The organism is Streptomyces sp. NPDC053426 (assembly GCF_055585405.1).
Genome location: NZ_JBVJKE010000001.1, coordinates 802,437 through 819,227 on the forward strand (window position 1 = coordinate 802,437; position 16,791 = coordinate 819,227).

The window sequence follows — 16,791 nt, forward strand, 5'->3', positions numbered from 1 at the left end:
TCATCGGACGGGCCCCGCCGATCGGTTCACGGGATCGCGGTCGCCTTTTCCGGGGCTCTCCCGCGGCGGCGGACGCCGCGAGGCGGTAGGGCGCCCACGCACCCCACCGCCTCTTCGGGCCACCCCCCGACTCATGTGTTCAGGTTCATATCACCCCCCACAGGGCCGGAACGTTCGGCGGTTCCCAGCCCGGATAGGCGGTGTGGCCCTGGATGCACCGGTAGCGGACGCCGTCGTAGGTCACGATGTCGCCGGCCGCGTAGGTGGTGCCCAGTCGCCAGGTCGTCTCGCCGCCGCCGTCACCGCTCACGGTGAGGGTGTAGGTGGTGGTGTGGGTGACCGAGCCCGTGCCCGTGAGGGTCAGGGTGTAGGTGCCGCTCACCGTGCCCGGCGCGACCTCGACGGTGGCGGTCGAGGACTGGCCCGAGGTCACCGAGCCCGGCGAGAAGGACACGCTCACCCCGGCCGGGGCGCCCGACGCCGACAGGCGCACGCTCTGCGGGTCGCCGCTGGTGGTGGCGGTGCGCACGGTGACCGTGGCGGACGAGCCCGGGTCGACGGTGCCCGAGGCCGGGTCGGCGGAGATGGAGAAGTCGTCCGTCGGGGCGGGCGTGTCGCCGACGGCGGTCTTCCAGAGGGTGTACGCGATGCCGTCCGCGCTGCGGTTCAGGGCGGTGGCGCTGATGTTGGAGGTGGTGTCGCAGGCGGAGTGGTAGCACGGGTCGTAGGAGGCGCCCGCGGTGCCGCCCCACTTGGCGGCCTCGGCGGCGGACTTCCGCGCGGAGGCGCCGGTGGCGTAGCCGGAGGTGGGGATGCCGACCTGCTGGAAGGAGTAGTCGTCGGAGCGGCCCTGGCCCTCGACGTTCTCCTGGGGGGCGAGTCCGAGGGAGTCCCAGTACTCCTTCATCGGCCCGGACGCCGCGGAGCCGATGTTGTTGATGAAGTAGCCGCCGTTGACGGAGGCCACCATGTCGAAGTTGTAGTAGGCCTTGATGCGGGAGCGTTCGGTGGCGGAGAGCGTCCTGGCGTAGAAGTCGGAGCCGTTCAGGCCCTGCTCCTCGTCGGTCCACCAGGCGAAGCGGACCCGGTTCTTCATGGCGGGGTTCTGCTCGGCCAGGGTGAGCGCCGCCTCCAGGAGTGCGGCGGATCCGGAGCCGTTGTCGTTGATGCCGGGGCCCGCGGAGACGCCGTCGAGGTGGGCGCCGAACATGTAGACGCCGTTCGCGTCGCCCTGCGGCCACTCGGCGATCAGGTTGTCGCCCGCGCCGGCGGAGCAGCCGGAGGTGCAGGTCTGCTCGGTGACCGTGTAGCCGGCCGCCTGGAGCCTGCCCTTGACGTAGGCGAGGGAGGCGTCGTATCCGGCGCCGGTGGCGCGGCGGTTGCCGCCGTTCTGCGCGGCGATGCTCTGGAGTTGCGTCAGGTGCGCCTGGACCCGGGCCACGTCCACGTCAGGCGGGGTGCCCGGTGTGGTGCCGCCGTCGACGGTGAGGACGTACTGGACGGTGTGGGACTTGCCGCCCGCGGTGCCCCGCACGGTGAGCGGGTAGGTTCCGGCGGCCGTGCCGGCCGTGGTGGAGACCCGCATGGTGGAGCTGTCGCCCGAGGTGACGGTGGCCGGGCTGAAGGTGACGTTCACGCCCGGCGGGGCGCCGGTGGCGGTCAGCGAGATCTGCTGGGGGTCGCCGGAGACGGTGGTGGTGCCGACCGTGGCGGTGGCGGTGGCGCCGGCGTCGACGCTGCCGCTCGCCGGGCTGAGCGCCAGGGAGAAGTCGGTCTGCCGCGCGGTGCAGGTCGGGTCACCGCTCTGGGCGGGGACGTCGATGGCGGTCCAGGCGGCCTTCGTCGCGTCGAACAGCTCGCAGGACGCGTCCAGGTTCTTCGCCGCGGTGAGGGTGGCGGTGCGGTACCGCTTGTAGGTCATGCCGCTGGTCTTGAGCAGCATGCCGCCGTAGAAGATCTTCCCGGCGTTCCGGATGCCGATGCCGGTCACCTGGCTGCCGTCGCAGGTGGGGCTGGAGGGCTTGCCGCCACCCGGGGCGGATCCTTCGGCCAGCAGGTAGAACCAGTGGTTCATGGGTCCGGCGGCCGCGTGCTCCTCGGTGTTGGGGATGGCGGCCGAGTAGCAGTTGGGGTCGTTGTTGACCAGCCGGGGGTTGTACATGTTGCGGATCGGGCCGCGGCCCTGGAGGTCGATCTCCTCGCCGACGGTGTAGTCGGGGGTGTCGTACGGGGCCGGCTGGTTCGTGTACGCCTCGGTCAGGGCGCCCATGATGTCGCCGGTCGCCTCGCCGAGGCCGCTCTCGTGGCGGGCGCCGCCGGGGGTGTTGGAGTCCAGTCCGTGGCCGAACTCGTGGGCCACCACGTCCATTCCGGCGATCCACTTGCCGGCGCTGTTGTGGCCGATGGTGACGGTGGAGCCGTCCCAGTAGGCGTTGAGCTGGTTGAGGCCCACGCGCACCGGCCAGCTTCCGCCGTTGCCGTTGTGGCCGTTGCGGCCGAGCCAGTCGTCGAGCATGTTCCACTGCTGCTGCGCGGCGAACATGACGTCGACGCAGCCGGTCTCCTTGCTGGAGGCGTTGCCGGTGCCCCAGTCGTCGTCCGTGCCGGTGAAGAGGCCGCCGCCGTAGTCCGAGCACTGGAGTCCGGGGCGGGTGGCGTCGCGCAGCGCGTAGCCGCTGCCCGAGCGGGAGGTGTCGATGGTCAGCGGGTCGGGGCCGTTCCACTCGCTGTGGCCGGTGCCCGCCCGTACGTCGTCGTAGCTGTCGACGACCTTGCCGGTGCGGGCGTCCACGAAGACGTGGAGCCGGCTGGGCTCCTCGTCCCCGGTGGTGCCGATGAGCACGGTCTCCCAGGCGAGGGTCTGGACGTCGTCCTTGACGTGGACCACGAGCCGTCGCGAGTCGGTCCTCTCGACCGAGGCGAGTTCGGCGCGGCTGGTCCTCTCCGCTTTCTCCGCCTTGATCCGGGCCTCGGTGGGGACCGCGATGGTGGTCTCGGTGGCGGACCGGACGGCACGGACCCGGCCCTTGCCGTCGGCGAGGACGACGGCGTCGCCGCCCACCACCGGCAGTCCGTGGTAAGTGCGTTCGTAGGCGACGGAGTACAGGCCCTCGCCGCCCCACGGGGTGACCTGCCGGCGGTCGTACTGCTCTTCCTCGCCGCCGCTGGTCAGGGCGTCGAGGCCGCTGCGTACGGCCCGGTCGGCGGCGGCGACGGCCTTCTCGACGGGGGTGGGTTCGTCGGGGGCGGCGGCGGGTGCGGTTCCCGGCGCGGCGGACGCGAGGGAGGCCGGTACCGACACCCCCCCGATGGCCAGGGCCAGGGACACCCCGGCCATCGCGGTTCTTCTGAGCATCGTGGCTCCTTGTGAGAGGTGGGGAGGCTCACTGGGCCGCCCCGTCCCCCGGCACGCCTGTACGGGCGGCCCCGGGACACGGCGGCACACCCGCTCGACCGACTGACGCTTACATGTCATGTCACGGGCTGGCGGAACCCTCACACCGCTCCACGCCGGAATCAACGGCCGTACGGAGGTGGTCCAGACCTGTCAAAATCCGTCAAGTGGCGTCGGGGCGGGCCGCTTTGCTCCCGCGCTGCCGCTCCCGCCACTTCCGCGCGGTCACTCCCGCGCGTCCAGCAGCCGCTCCCGGTACTCCCTGACCTCCGGAAGGTCGCGCCACCGTCCGTCGAGGCGGCTGTGCAGTCCGCGCAGCTCCGCGCCGACCATCGACTCCCGGGAGCGCACGGCCTCCTCCAGCACCTCACCGGCCAGGCCGACGGCCGCCGCGGGGTCGCCGGCGCAGGCCCAGCAGTCCGCCAGGCGCAGGGTGAGCAGCAGGCGGGTGGCCCGCATCTGCGGCGGCACCTGTGCGCACGACCGCGCGGTGACGGTGACCGCCCGCCGGGCCGCCGCGCGGTCACCGGTGGCCACGGCGAGGTCGCGCAGGGCCCCGCCGATCGCGGAGTCGACCCGCATCTCCCCCTCGGTCCCGGCCAGCCAGGGCGCCTCGAGGAGGTCCCGTCCGTCGAGGCGGGCGAACTTCCGCCGGGCCGACGCGATATGGCGGCGGCACTCCGCGGCGTCGCCGGCGAGGGCGTGACCGCGGGCCTGGTAGAGGCCGGACAGGGTGGCCGTCCACCGCCGCCGGGTGTCCACCGCGCCGATGCCCGCCGCGTACGCGAGCATCGTCCCGGCGTCCCCGTCGAGCCGGACCAGGGTGCACATGTCGCTGAGCAGGGTGGCCCGGGCCGGGACGTCCCGGACGGCGTCCGCCCAGCGCAGTCCGTGACCGAACCAGGCCATGGCGACGCCGCTCTGCCCGCGCTCCATCCGCAGCCGCCCGGCGACCTGCGCGTACTGCGCGGCCAGCCGCAGTTGGCCGTAGGGCAGCCGGCCGGCGGCGCCGATCTCGGCGGCCCACCGCGCCACGACCCGCGCCAGCCCCTCGACGGCGGTCACCCGGCCGCCGGTGGCCCGCTGGAACGCCTCCCTGATCAGACAGGCCAGCACGGCGGTGAGCCCGTGCAGCAGCTCCGGCTCCGCGTACGCCGTGCCGGTGTGCGGCACCGCGCTGTCCAGCAGCTCCAGTAACTCGCCCCGGTCGGGCACCGCGCACCCCACGTTGCCGTGCAGCGGGCACGCGAGCCCCTCGGCGGGCAGCCGCGACGGCCACAGCCCGGGGTCCGGCGCCTCGGGACCGGCCGTGAGGTCCGCGCCGGGCAGCGGGGCGAACAGCGTGGGGTCCGCCGGGAAGCCCGGCCGGTACGGCGCCGCGCGCGGTGCCGCGACGGCGGCGGCCAGTTCGCCGCCGGTCTCCAGGACGGCGTCGAGCCGGCGCACCAGCCCGACCGGCGGCTCGCGCAGACCGGCCTCCAGCTTGCTGACGAGGGAGTGGTGGTAGCCCACCCGCAGGCCGAGCTGGAGCTGGGTCAGCCCGGCCGCCCTGCGCAGGGAGCGCAACAGCCGCCCGAACTCCTCCCACCGCGCTTCGTCCGCCCCGCCCGTCATGGCCTCTCCCCCCGTCGCGGCTTCCGCCTCCCGACAGGACAGAGGGGGACGGCGCGCCGCGTCAATGAAGTGGCGCGTTTGACTTTTCCGGATCACTTGCACCACCCTTTCACTACTCAATTAGTGAAAGGGTGGTTGTCGAGTGGTCGACTACCGGATCGACCGGCGCAGCGGCGTGGCCACCTACGTCCAGATCGTGCAGCAGACCAAACAGGCCCTGCGCCTGGGCCTGCTGGAGCCCGGCGACAAGCTGCCCACGGCCCGCGAGGTCGTCGAGGCCACCGCCGTGAACCCCAACACCGTGCTGAAGGCCTACCGCGAGCTGGAACGCGAGGGCCTGGTGGAGGCCCGGCGCGGCCTCGGCACCTTCGTACGGCGCTCCCTGGGCGCCGCCCCCGCCGACTCCCCGCTGCGCGCGGAGCTGGAGGACTGGGCGGCACGGGCCCGTGCGGCCGGCCTGGAGCGGGAGGACGTGGCCGCGCTCTTCACCGCCGTACTCGAAACCCACTACCCGGCGCGAACGCCGGACCCCGCACATCCGAAGACCTCTCAGGGAGACCCGTCATGACCGTCCCGGCCATCGAGGCAGGCGCGCTCGGCAAGCGCTTCGGCCGGCGCGCCGCGTGGGCGCTGCGCGACTGTTCCTTCCGGCTGCCCGCCGGCCGCGTCTGCGCCGTCGTCGGCCCCAACGGCGCGGGCAAGTCCACGCTGCTCGCGATCGCCGCCGGGCTGCTCGCCCCCACCGACGGCACGATCACCGTCCTCGGCACGGCCCCGGCGGCGGCCCGCCCCCGGGTGGGCTTCATCGACCAGGACAAGCCGCTGTACCCGCAGCTCACGGTGGACGAGACGCTGCGCATGGGCGCCGATCTGAACCCCGGCCGCTGGGACGCGGACACCGCGCGGCGGATCGTGGCCGGCGGCGACCTGGACCCGGGCAAGCGGATCCGCTCCCTCTCCGGCGGCCAGCGCACCCGCGTGGCCCTCGCGCTCGCCCTCGCCAAGCGGCCCGAACTGCTGCTCCTGGACGAGCCGATGGCCGACCTCGACCCGCTGGCCCGGCACGAGCTGATGGGCGTGCTGATGGGGCAGGCCGCCGCGCACGGCACGACGATCGTGATGTCCTCGCACGTCGTCGCCGAACTGGAGGACTCCTGCGACCACCTGCTGCTGATCGGCGGCGGCCGGGTCCGCCTGGCCGGCGAGATCGACGACCTGCTGGCCGCCCACACCCGCGTCTCCGCCCCGGCGGCGACCGACCTGGCCCCGCACGACGTCGTGGAGTCCCGCACCACCGGCCGCCAGGTCAGCGCGCTGATCCGCCCGTCCGGCCCGCTGCCCGGCGACTGGCGCACCGACGCGCCGTCCCTGGAGGAGCTCGTCCTGTCCTATCTGCGCAACCCCGAGGCCCCCGCCCCGGCCGACCTCATGGAGGCCGCCGCATGACCGCCACCCTGACCGCCCAGGCCACCACCGACCGCCCCGCCCCCGCACCCCGGCAGCTCCGCTGGCTGCTGCGGCTGCACCGCCCGGCCCTCCTCTCCGGTGCGGCGATCGTGCTGCTGACCGGCGCGGCCCTGCTCTGGCTCGGCGGCCCGCTCACCGACGCCTCGGCGGCGGCCTGGAAGCAGTACAACGCCTGCGGCTTCACCCCGAGCTGCGCCTACGACCAGAGCTCGATCCTGCGCTACAAGGACGTCTACACCTACACGACGACCGCCGTCCTCGTCGTGCCGTTCCTGGTCGCCGCCTGGGCCGGCGGCTCGCTGACCGGCCGCGAGACGGAGTCCGGCACGGTCCGCCTCGCCTGGACCCAGAGTGTCTCCCCGGCCCGCTGGCTGGCCTCCCGGCTCGCCTTCCCGGCCGTGCTGACCGCCGCCGCGACCGGTCTGCTGGTCTGGCTGCACCGCCTGGCCTGGACGGCGGCCGACGGCCGCGTCGACACCGCCAAGCCCTGGTACGACTTCGCCACCTTCTACGCCAACGGCACCGTCCCGGTGGCCCTCGCACTGGCCGGACTGGCCGTCGGCGTCCTCACCGGACTGCTGCTGCGCCGCTCCATGGCCGCGCTCGCCACGGCCGCCGCCGTGCTCGGGGCGCTGTGGGCGGCCGTCCACACCGCCCTGCCGCACCTGTGGCCCGCGGTCACCGCGACCAGCAGCCTGGAGGACGGCCCGACGGGCTCGGGCATCCCCGTCGGCGAGGGCGTCCTCACCGCGGACGGCGACCGGGTGGCCGCGCCCTGCCACAGCGGCATGATGGACGGCTGCCGCTCCACCCTGGCCGACCTGGACGCCACCGGCTTCTACCGCGACTTCCACCCCGCCGACCACTACTGGCCGCTCCACCTGGTCGCCTCCGGCGTCCTGCTCCTCGTCGCCGCCCTGGCGGCCCTGGCCGCCTTCCGGCTGCTGCGCCACCGCACCGGAAAGACCACAGGATGAACGGCACCCCCACGACGCCCCGGCCCCGTCCACCCCGGCCGGCACCACGCACACACCGCACGGCCTGACCCGCGCGCCCGTACGCCCCTCCCGGCGAGGGACACCGCCGGACCGCTCCCGGACGCGGGCCCCGGAGCCGCACCGGAAGCGAACCCACCGGCGGCACGCCGGCGGGCCGATCCGACGGGCCGCCCCGGCGGGACATTCGCTCCCGTACGTCCCTCCTGACGCAGGACGCCGCCGGCGAATCCGCCAGACCGCTCCCGGACACGGGCCCGAGGCCACCCCAGGAGCGAATCCGCCGGCGGCACGCCGGCGGGCCGATCGACGGGCCGCCCCGGGGTGTCCCCCGGCAGGCCACTCCGGCGGGGCATCCGCTCCCGGCGATGTCCCGCCGCCGGATCCGCCGGCACGGCGTCCGGTGGCGGGACGGGGGAGCCGGACGTACGGGGCTCCCCGCGCCGGGGTCCGTACGCCTCCCGTGAGCCGCCGCCCGATATCCCGGACGTCATGTCTCCGTAACCATCGATTCAGACAGGCTTGCGACGCTCGGCCAATGAATCCCGCCGTGCCAGAGGCTTCGCCGCCCCGAAGGGTGAACGGGGGGAACGGGAACGCCTCAGGGCCACCACCGCTCCCACCCGCGTTTTCCGACGCGCCCGTGACGCTGGTGACGCGGAACAATGGGGCCATGAGCCAGCCCAGCACCCAGGCACAGGTACAGCACCCGCAGCCCTCCGTGGGCTCCATCGCCGCCCACCGCCCGCACACCGTGGCCGGGTCCGTCTCCGACCTGGACCCCGACATCGACGCGGACCTCGACGGTTACGAGGAGTCGCCGGCCGACGGCACCACCCCGCTCCCGCAGGGCCGTTTCCTCGACCGGGAACGAAGCTGGCTCGCGTTCAACGAACGCGTCCTCGAACTCGCCGAGGATCCCGACACCCCGCTGCTGGAGCGCGCCAACTTCCTCGCGATCTTCGCCAGCAACCTGGACGAGTTCTTCATGGTCCGCGTGGCCGGCCTGAAGCGCCGTATCGCCACCGGTGTCGCCACCCGCTCCGCCTCCGGCCTCCAGCCGCGCGAGGTGCTGGAGATGATCTGGGCCCGCTCCCGCGAGCTGATGGCCCGGCACGCCGCCTGCTACCACGAGGACGTCGCCCCCGCGCTCGCGGAGGAGGGCATCCACCTGGTCCGCTGGAACGAGCTGGCCGAGAAGGAACAGGCCCGCCTGTTCACCCTCTTCCGGCACCAGATCTTCCCGGTCCTCACCCCGCTCGCGGTCGACCCCGCGCACCCCTTCCCGTACATCTCGGGCCTGTCGCTGAACCTGGCCGTGGTCGTACGCAACCCGGTCACCGGCCACAAGCACTTCGCACGGGTCAAAGTGCCGCCGCTGCTGTCCCGCTTCCTGGAGAGCTCCCCCGGCCGGTACGTCCCCATCGAGGACGTCATCGCCGCGCACCTGGAGGAGCTGTTCCCGGGCATGGAGGTGCTGGAGCACCACGCCTTCCGGCTCACCCGCAACGAGGACCTGGAGGTCGAGGAGGACGACGCGGAGAACCTGCTCCAGGCGCTGGAGAAGGAGCTCATGCGGCGCCGCTTCGGGCCGCCGGTGCGTCTCGAGGTGGAGGAGTCCATCGACCGCGAGGTGCTGGACCTGCTGGTGCGCGAGCTGAAGATCAGCGAGGCCGAGGTGTACCCGCTGCCGGGCCCGCTCGACCTCACCGGCCTGTTCCGCATCCACGGCCTGGACCGGCCCGAGCTGAAGTACCCGAAGTTCATCGCCGGCACCCACCGCGACCTGGCGGAGGTCGAATCGGCGTCCCAGCCCGACGTCTTCGCCGCCCTGCGCAGCCGGGACGTGCTGCTGCACCATCCGTACGACTCGTTCTCCACGTCGGTGCAGGCGTTCCTCCAGCAGGCCGCCGAGGACCCCGACGTGCTGGCCATCAAGCAGACGCTGTACCGCACTTCGGGCGACTCCCCCATAGTCGACGCGCTGATCGACGCCGCCGAGGCCGGCAAGCAGGTGCTGGTCCTGGTCGAGATCAAGGCGCGTTTCGACGAGCACGCGAACATCAAGTGGGCGCGCAAGCTGGAGGAGGCCGGCTGCCACGTCGTGTACGGCCTGGTCGGCCTGAAGACCCACTGCAAGCTGTCCCTGGTGGTCCGTCAGGAGGGCGAGACGCTACGGCGTTACAGCCACGTCGGCACCGGCAACTACCACCCGAAGACGGCCCGCCTCTACGAGGACCTCGGACTGCTCACCGCCGACCCGCAGGTCGGCGCGGACCTCTCCGACCTGTTCAACCGGCTCTCCGGCTACTCCCGCCGCGAGACCTACCGGCGCCTGCTGGTCGCCCCCAAGTCCCTGCGGGACGGCCTGGTCTCCCGCATCGACAAGGAGGCCCAGCACCACCGCGCCGGGCGGCCCGCCTACGTCCGCATCAAGGTCAACTCGATGGTCGACGAGGCCGTCATCGACGCCTGCTACCGGGCGTCGCAGGCGGGCGTCCCGGTCGACATCTGGGTGCGCGGCATCTGCGCGATCCGGCCGGGCGTGGCGGGCCTGTCGGAGAACGTGCGGGTACGGTCCGTCCTCGGCCGCTTCCTCGAACACTCCCGTGTCTTCGCCTTCGGCAACGGCGGCGAGCCCGAGGTGTGGTTCGGCAGCGCGGACATGATGCACCGCAACCTCGACCGCCGCATAGAGGCGCTGGTACGGGTCACCGACCCCGCGCACCGGGCGGCTCTGAACCGGCTGCTGGAGACCGGCATGTCGGACACCACCCAGTCCTGGCACCTCGCCGCGGACGGCGAGTGGACCCGGCACGCGACGGACGCGGACGGCCAGCCCCTGCGCAACGTCCAGGAGATGCTCATAGACGCCCGGAGGCGCCGGCGTGGCACAGCTACACCCTGACCCGACGGACCCCACGGCCCTGGCCGGCTATCTGCGGGCCCAGGCGACCGAGTTCCTCCGCGCGCTGCGCCTCCACCGGGAGACCGGTGCGGGCGCGGCGGCGTCGGAGGGTTCCGTCGAGGCGGCCCGCGCGCTGCGCCGCGCGGCCCGCCGCGTCAGCGCGAGCCTGCACACCTTCCAGCCGGTCCTGGACCCCGACTGGTCGGAGGCGATGCGCCCCGAACTGGCCTGGGTCTCCGCCACCCTGGCCCTGGAACACACCTACACCTCCCGCCTGAACCAACTCCTCCAGGCCCTCCACCGCCTCTCGGGGGCCCCGCCGTTGTCGGCTCTGCCGCACCCCACGCACCCGCAGCCTGCGGGCAGTCGTGCCGCTGGGGCGGCACGGGTGGGCGCAGGCGGCACCTCGTCGGCGCCGAGCAGCGCCACCCCGCCCCGCACCCCGGCCGCCCCGACACCCGAAGCGACAAGCACCGAACCTGGTGCTTACGGCAGCAAGAGTGCCGCCGCCACCGGTGTTCTCGCCGACTCCGTCAACGGAACCGTCGTCACCGCCCCGGACCGGGGAAACCTGACCGTCGGCGCCGCCAAGGCCGGAGCCCTGCTGGACCGCCAGCTGACCCTGGCGAGGACCCGGGCGCACTCCACCGCCCTGCAGGCCCTCGGCTCCTCCCGCTTCCACGCGATCGCCGACAAGGTCGCCGTACTCGCCAGCGAGGTCCCGCTCTCCCCGGCGGCGACGGCGCCCGGCGCCGACCTCCGCCCGCTCGCCGACGCCGCGCGCGAGCGCCTCGCCGACGCCGTCGCCGCACTGCCCCTGCTCACCGCGGGCAGCCCGTACAACGCCGAGGCGCTGATCCACGGGCTCTCCCCGGACCCCGCCCCGCACCCGCAGGACGCCCCCTGGCACCAGGTCCGCCTCCTCCTGCGCCTGCACCGCTACGCCCTGGAGGTCCTCCACGCCGGCCCGGACCCGACCCTCCTCGCCGCCGGCGAGGCACTGGACCGGCACCGCGACGCCTCCGAGGCCGCGGCAGCCGCCGCGCAGGCGGCCCGCACCCCGCGGATCGCCCCGGCCACGGCGTACGCGCTGGGCGTGCTCCACGCCGACCAGCGGCATGAGGTGGAGGCGGCGCGGTACGCGTTCCAGCGGGCCTGGCGGAAGGAAGCCGCCGGCACGTTATAGACACGGACAGGGAGGCACCCGGTGAGCACCCCGCGCTCCGCGCACGGACAGGCGCACGCGCACGCCCCGCACCGCACCCTCACCGTCCAGGCCGCCGGCTGCGTCCTGTGGCGCCGCTCCCCCGTGACCGGCGAGCTCGAGCTCTGTCTCGTGCACCGGCCGAAGTACGACGACTGGTCCTGGCCCAAGGGCAAGCTCAAGCGCGGCGAGGACCCGCTGGCCGGCGCCCTGCGCGAGGTCGCCGAGGAGACGGGCCACACCGCCGTCCCGGCCGCCGAGCTCCCCAGCGCGCACTATCCGGCCAAAGGCCGCCCGAAGCGGGTCCGCTACTGGGCGGCCGAAGCCGTGTCCGGCGCGTTCGCCCCGAACGACGAGGTCGACCGCATCCTCTGGCTCCCCCCGGAGGCCGCCCGCGCCCGCCTCACCGAGCCCGGGGACGCCGACCTGGTGGACGCCCTCCTCGCCGCCCTCCGCCCGCCACCGTGAGTGTCCCGTTCCCGCCCGGTATCCCCCCGTGTCCTCGACGTAAGCGTTCCGTGACCTCACCGCACCGTCCCCAGGGGTTCACCGCGCGTTCATGTACGCCAATCGGCTGCTTCACCTGTTCTGCCTAATTTCGGCCTTACGCGATGCGGATCGCCCGAAGAGATGGATGGGTGACCGTGTCACCCACACTTCGCACGCCGCCGAATTCAGGACGGCGGCACTGGAAGGGATTCAAGTGAAGCTTCAGCGCAAGAACCGGCGGGCCCTCGCTCTCGGCGCTCTCGCCGTCTCCGGCGCCCTGGCCCTCACGGCGTGCGGCTCCGACGACACCGGCAACAGCAACGGCGGCGACGCCTCCGCCACCGCGCAGGCCGGCAACATCGACTGCGGCGACGCCAAGGGCCAGCTCCAGGCCTCCGGCTCTTCCGCCCAGAAGAACGCCATCGACGCCTGGGTCAAGCAGTACGCCGCGGCGTGCAAGGGCGTGCAGGTCAACTACAACCCGACCGGTTCGGGCGCCGGCATCACGGCCTTCACCCAGGGCCAGACCGCGTTCGCCGGTTCGGACTCCGCGCTGAAGCCCGAGGAGATCGAGGCCTCGAAGAAGATCTGCTCCGGCGGCCAGGGCATCGACCTGCCGATGGTCGGCGGCCCGATCGCGGTCGGCTTCAACGTTCCGGGTGTCGACGCCCTCGTCCTGGACGCCCCGACCCTCGCCAAGATCTTCGACAGCAAGATCACCAACTGGAACGACGAGGCGATCGCGAAGCTCAACCCCGACGCCAAGCTCCCCGACCTGAAGATCCAGGCCTTCCACCGCTCCGACGAGTCCGGCACCACGGACAACTTCACCAAGTACCTGAAGGCCGCCGCGCCCGACGACTGGAAGTACGAGGGCGGCAAGGCCTGGCAGGCGAAGGGCGGCCAGTCCGCTCCGCAGTCCGCCGGTGTCGCCCAGCAGGTGAAGCAGACCTCGGGCGCGATCTCCTACATGGAGCTGTCCTACGCCAAGGACGGCATGAAGACCGTCTCCCTCAAGACCGAGGCCGCCGAGCCGGTCGAGGCCACCATCGAGAACGCCACCGCCGCCATCGGCGCGGCCAAGGTCGTCGGCACCGGCAAGGACCTCGCGCTGGAGCTGGACTACACCCCGCAGGCCGACGGCGCCTACCCGCTCGTCCTCGTGACGTACGAGATCGTCTGCGACAAGGGCAACAAGGCGGAGACCCTCCCCACCACCAAGTCCTTCCTGAACTACATGGCTTCCGAGGACGGCCAGTCCCTGCTGGCCGACGCGGGCTACGCCCCGATGCCCGAGGAGATCATCACCAAGGTCCGCGAGACCATCTCGAGCCTCGCCTGACCCGAGTGTGCGGACCGGCCCCGACCAGGGTGCCGGTCCGCACCGTCCGGTGCACCGCCATCAGGAGCCCCCGGCCGCCGGGAGGCTCCGCCCGAGCCGCCCGACCCGGCGGCTCCGCAGACCGGAGAACCCGATGGACATCACCACACAGAAACCCGCCGCTCCCCCCGCACCCGGACCGGCCGCGCCCGAGGGCAAGCGCGCCGCGCGCGGCGCCACCCGCCCCGGCGACCGGATATTCCTCGGGTTCTCCCGCGGATCCGGCATCTTCGTCCTGGTCCTGATGGCCGCCATCGCGGCCTTCCTCACCTACCGCGCCTCGCTGGCCATCAGCAAGGACGAAGCCAACTTCTTCACCTCCTTCGAGTGGAACCCCACCGGCGTCCCGCCGGAGTTCGGCATCGCCGTCCTGGCCTTCGGCACCATCGTGTCGTCGATCATCGCCATGGTCATCGCCGTCCCGATCTCGGTCGGCATCGCCCTGTTCATCACGCACTACGCCCCCCGCCGGCTCGGCGGCACCGTCGCGTACGTGATCGACCTGCTCGCCGCCGTCCCGTCCATCGTCTACGGCCTGTGGGGCGCCATCGTCCTGGTGCCGCACATGGACGGCCTCTACGGCTGGCTCGACGACTACCTCGGCTGGACCGGCCTCTTCGCGTGGGAGGGCGGCCCCGCGCGGTCGCTGCTCACCGTCGGCATCCTGCTCGCCCTGATGATCCTCCCGATCATCACCAACGTCAGCCGCGAGGTCTTCCGCCAGGTCCCGCGCATGCACGAGGAGGCGGCCCTGGCCCTCGGCGCCACGCGCTGGGAGGTCATCCGCATGTCGGTGCTGCCCTTCGGCCGCTCCGGCGTCATCTCCGCCTCGATGCTGGGTCTCGGCCGCGCGCTCGGCGAGACGATGGCCGTGGCCATGGTGCTCTCGCCGTCCTTCGACATCAGCGCCAGCCTGCTCGACGCGGGCGGCGGCACCTTCGCCCAGAACATCGCCAGCAAGTTCAACGAGGCCACCGTGATGGGCCAGGACGCGCTGATCGCCTCCGGCATGGTGCTCTTCGTCATCACCCTGCTGGTCAACGGCGCGGCCCGCCTGATCATCGCCCGCCGCAAGGAGTACTCGGGGGCCAACGCATGAGCAACGCAACCCTTTCCCCCAAGCGCAGCTCCCTGCGCGGCGCGACCCTGCCCAAGTGGTTCCCCTGGGCGGTCGCCGCCGGCTCCCTCGTCCTGGGCTACGGCATCAGCGCCGCGGCCGGCCTGGACAGCGACATCCAGTGGGCCCTGATCGCCGCGGTCCTCTTCGTCATCGGCTCCTACGCCGTCTCCGCGAAGATCGAGGGCAGCCGCCAGGCCAAGGACCGCACCGCGACCAGCCTGGTCTGGGTCGCCTTCCTGCTGGCCGTGACCCCGCTGGCCTCCCTCCTGTGGGAGACGGTCGAGCGCGGCGTGAAGGTCCTCGACGTCTTCTTCCTCACCCATTCGATGGGCGTGGTCGCCGACGCCGAGCCCGGCGGCGGCATCTACCACGCCATGCTCGGCACCCTGGAGCAGGTCGGCCTCGCCGCCCTGATCTCCGTGCCGGTCGGCGTGCTCACCGCGATCTACCTGGTCGAGTACGGGCGCGGCAGGCTCGCCAAGGCCGTCACCTTCTTCGTCGACGTCATGACGGGCATCCCGTCGATCGTCGCGGGCCTGTTCATCCTGAGCCTGTGGGTCCTCATCCTGAAGATGGGCCCGTCCGGCTTCGCCGGTTCGCTGGCCCTGTCGATCCTGATGATCCCGGTCGTCGTCCGCTCCACCGAGGAGATGCTCAAGCTCGTCCCGAACGAGCTGCGCGAGGCGTCCCTGGCGCTCGGCGTGCCGAAGTGGCGCACGATCCTGAAGGTGGTCCTGCCGACGTCGATCGGCGGCATCATCACCGGCATCATGCTGGCGATCGCCCGTATCACCGGTGAGACGGCCCCCGTGCTGCTGCTGGTCTGGGGCACGGACTTCATCAACGCCAACCCGTTCCAGGACCCGCAGGAATCGCTGCCGATGTACATCTACCTGCAGTTCGGCGCCGGTTCCGACCCCGCGCACGACCGTGCCTGGGCGGCGGCCCTGACGCTCATCGCGTTCATCATGATCCTCAACCTCGTGGCCCGCGGCATCGCCCGCTGGAAGGCCCCGAAGACCGGTCGCTAAGGCCCTCCCGGACCCGAAAGAAGAAGTGATACCCATGGCCAAGCGCATCGACGTCAGCGGCCTCAACGCCTACTACGGCTCCTTCCTGGCCATCGAGGACATCTCGATGACCGTCGAACCCCGCTCGGTGACGGCCTTCATCGGCCCGTCCGGCTGCGGCAAGTCCACCTTCCTGCGCACCCTCAACCGCATGCACGAGGTGACGCCCGGCGGCCGGGTCGACGGCAAGGTCATGCTCGACGACGAGAACCTGTACGGCGCCGGCATCGACCCGGTGGCGGTACGGCGTGAGGTCGGCATGGTCTTCCAGCGCCCGAACCCGTTCCCCACGATGTCGGTGTACGACAACGTGGCGGCGGGCCTGCGCCTGAACGGCAAGTACAAGAAGTCCCAGCTCGACGACATCGTCGAGAAGTCCCTCAAGGGCGCCAACCTCTGGAACGAGGTCAAGGACCGCCTGAACAAGCCGGGCTCGGGCCTCTCCGGCGGTCAGCAGCAGCGCCTGTGCATCGCGCGGGCGATCGCGGTGGAACCGAACGTCCTCCTCATGGACGAGCCCTGCTCCGCCCTGGACCCGATCTCCACCCTCGCCATCGAGGACCTGATCGGCGAGCTGAAGGAGCAGTTCACGATCGTCATCGTGACGCACAACATGCAGCAGGCGGCCCGCGTCTCCGACCGCACCGCCTTCTTCAACCTGGCGGCCGTCGGCCAGCCCGGCAAGCTGATCGAGATCGACGACACGGAGCGCATCTTCTCCAACCCGTCGGTCCAGGCCACGGAGGACTACATCTCCGGCCGCTTCGGCTGACCACTACCCCTCGCGGTGCTGCATGGCGGTGCCACCGCGAGGCACAAAAAGGGCCCGCCCCTGGCTCCCGGGGGCGGGCCCTTCCACATACCTACGCAACTGCGAACACCACCGCCGCGTAACTGCGAACACCACCGCCGCCCAACCGCGGGCAGTCGTGCCTCCCCCAGTGCCTTGAAGGCCTGGGAGGTGCCCCCAGGGCGGCACGGGTGGGCGGTGGGGGTACCTCCCGCTCATGGGGGTACCTCCCGCTCGAGCGAAGCCGAGAGTGGGGGAGAAGCCGAGAGTGGGGGAGAAGCCGAGAGTGGGGGAGGCACCCCGCAAACGCCGGGCCGCGCGACAACCCCCGCCCAGCACCAACACCGAGCACCAGCCGA

Annotated in this window: 12 protein-coding genes; 10 read left to right on the forward strand and 2 right to left on the reverse strand. The window is 72.5% G+C overall.

What is annotated here, in order from left to right; genetic code table 11:
- Window positions 1-145 precede the first annotated feature (145 nt).
- The gene (locus ACZ62B_RS03545; protein ID WP_469689200.1) at window positions 146-3,355 is read right to left on the reverse strand and encodes a M20/M25/M40 family metallo-hydrolase; all 3,210 of its coding nucleotides are present in this window, start codon (window positions 3,353-3,355) and stop codon (window positions 146-148) included.
- A gap of 264 nt (window positions 3,356-3,619) precedes the next feature.
- A complete protein-coding gene (locus ACZ62B_RS03550; protein WP_469689201.1) occupies window positions 3,620-5,008 on the reverse strand; it encodes a helix-turn-helix domain-containing protein in 1,389 nt (462 codons plus the stop codon).
- A gap of 142 nt (window positions 5,009-5,150) precedes the next feature.
- On the opposite strand from ACZ62B_RS03550, the gene ACZ62B_RS03555 reads away from it, so the two are divergent.
- The 10 genes from ACZ62B_RS03555 (at window position 5,151) to pstB (ending at window position 16,414) form a co-directional block, all read left to right on the forward strand.
- On the forward strand, window positions 5,151-5,576 hold the full coding sequence (locus ACZ62B_RS03555; RefSeq protein WP_073934259.1) for a GntR family transcriptional regulator: 426 nt from the start codon (window positions 5,151-5,153) through the stop codon (window positions 5,574-5,576).
- The gene (locus ACZ62B_RS03560) at window positions 5,573-6,454 is read left to right on the forward strand and encodes an ABC transporter ATP-binding protein (protein ID WP_469689202.1); all 882 of its coding nucleotides are present in this window, start codon (window positions 5,573-5,575) and stop codon (window positions 6,452-6,454) included. Before ACZ62B_RS03555 ends, ACZ62B_RS03560 begins: the two co-directional genes overlap by 4 nt.
- Window positions 6,451-7,452, forward strand: a complete 1,002-nt coding sequence (locus ACZ62B_RS03565) for an ABC transporter permease (RefSeq protein ID WP_344559673.1) — start codon at window positions 6,451-6,453, stop codon at window positions 7,450-7,452. The genes ACZ62B_RS03560 and ACZ62B_RS03565 overlap by 4 nt, the downstream gene beginning before the upstream one ends.
- Before the next feature lie 691 nt (window positions 7,453-8,143).
- On the forward strand, window positions 8,144-10,378 hold the full coding sequence (locus tag ACZ62B_RS03570; RefSeq protein WP_344559674.1) for an RNA degradosome polyphosphate kinase: 2,235 nt from the start codon (window positions 8,144-8,146) through the stop codon (window positions 10,376-10,378).
- Window positions 10,359-11,564, forward strand: coding sequence for a CHAD domain-containing protein (locus ACZ62B_RS03575; RefSeq protein ID WP_468885242.1), 1,206 nt, complete (start codon window positions 10,359-10,361; stop codon window positions 11,562-11,564). The genes ACZ62B_RS03570 and ACZ62B_RS03575 overlap by 20 nt, the downstream gene beginning before the upstream one ends.
- 21 nt (window positions 11,565-11,585) lie before the next feature.
- Window positions 11,586-12,050 carry an NUDIX hydrolase gene (locus ACZ62B_RS03580; protein WP_468885241.1) on the forward strand — a complete coding sequence of 155 codons (465 nt, stop codon included), beginning with the start codon at window positions 11,586-11,588 and terminating at the stop codon, window positions 12,048-12,050.
- 235 nt (window positions 12,051-12,285) lie between these two features.
- Window positions 12,286-13,413: a phosphate ABC transporter substrate-binding protein PstS gene (gene pstS / locus ACZ62B_RS03585; protein WP_344559680.1), complete on the forward strand. Its 1,128-nt coding sequence runs from the start codon at window positions 12,286-12,288 to the stop codon at window positions 13,411-13,413.
- Between the two features lie 133 nt (window positions 13,414-13,546).
- Entirely contained in the window at window positions 13,547-14,551 is a 1,005-nt protein-coding gene (gene pstC, locus ACZ62B_RS03590; RefSeq protein WP_344559682.1) for a phosphate ABC transporter permease subunit PstC, read from the forward strand.
- Entirely contained in the window at window positions 14,548-15,603 is a 1,056-nt protein-coding gene (pstA, locus tag ACZ62B_RS03595) for a phosphate ABC transporter permease PstA (RefSeq protein ID WP_344559684.1), read from the forward strand. The genes pstC and pstA overlap by 4 nt, the downstream gene beginning before the upstream one ends.
- A gap of 34 nt (window positions 15,604-15,637) precedes the next feature.
- Window positions 15,638-16,414: a phosphate ABC transporter ATP-binding protein PstB gene (gene pstB, locus ACZ62B_RS03600; RefSeq protein WP_073934250.1), complete on the forward strand. Its 777-nt coding sequence runs from the start codon at window positions 15,638-15,640 to the stop codon at window positions 16,412-16,414.
- Window positions 16,415-16,791 lie beyond the last annotated feature (377 nt).

Excerpts from the sequence above, each read along its gene's own strand:
- ACZ62B_RS03545 (WP_469689200.1), bottom strand. The coding sequence starts at position 3,355 with ATGCTCAGAAGAACCGCGATGGCCGGGGTGTCCCTGGCCCTGGCCATC.
- ACZ62B_RS03550 (WP_469689201.1), bottom strand. The coding sequence starts at position 5,008 with ATGACGGGCGGGGCGGACGAAGCGCGGTGGGAGGAGTTCGGGCGGCTG.
- ACZ62B_RS03560 (WP_469689202.1), top strand. The coding sequence starts at position 5,573 with ATGACCGTCCCGGCCATCGAGGCAGGCGCGCTCGGCAAGCGCTTCGGC.
- ACZ62B_RS03565 (WP_344559673.1), top strand. The coding sequence starts at position 6,451 with ATGACCGCCACCCTGACCGCCCAGGCCACCACCGACCGCCCCGCCCCC.
- ACZ62B_RS03570 (WP_344559674.1), top strand. The coding sequence starts at position 8,144 with ATGAGCCAGCCCAGCACCCAGGCACAGGTACAGCACCCGCAGCCCTCC.
- pstC (WP_344559682.1), top strand. The coding sequence starts at position 13,547 with ATGGACATCACCACACAGAAACCCGCCGCTCCCCCCGCACCCGGACCG.
- pstA (WP_344559684.1), top strand. The coding sequence starts at position 14,548 with ATGAGCAACGCAACCCTTTCCCCCAAGCGCAGCTCCCTGCGCGGCGCG.
- pstB (WP_073934250.1), top strand. The coding sequence starts at position 15,638 with ATGGCCAAGCGCATCGACGTCAGCGGCCTCAACGCCTACTACGGCTCC.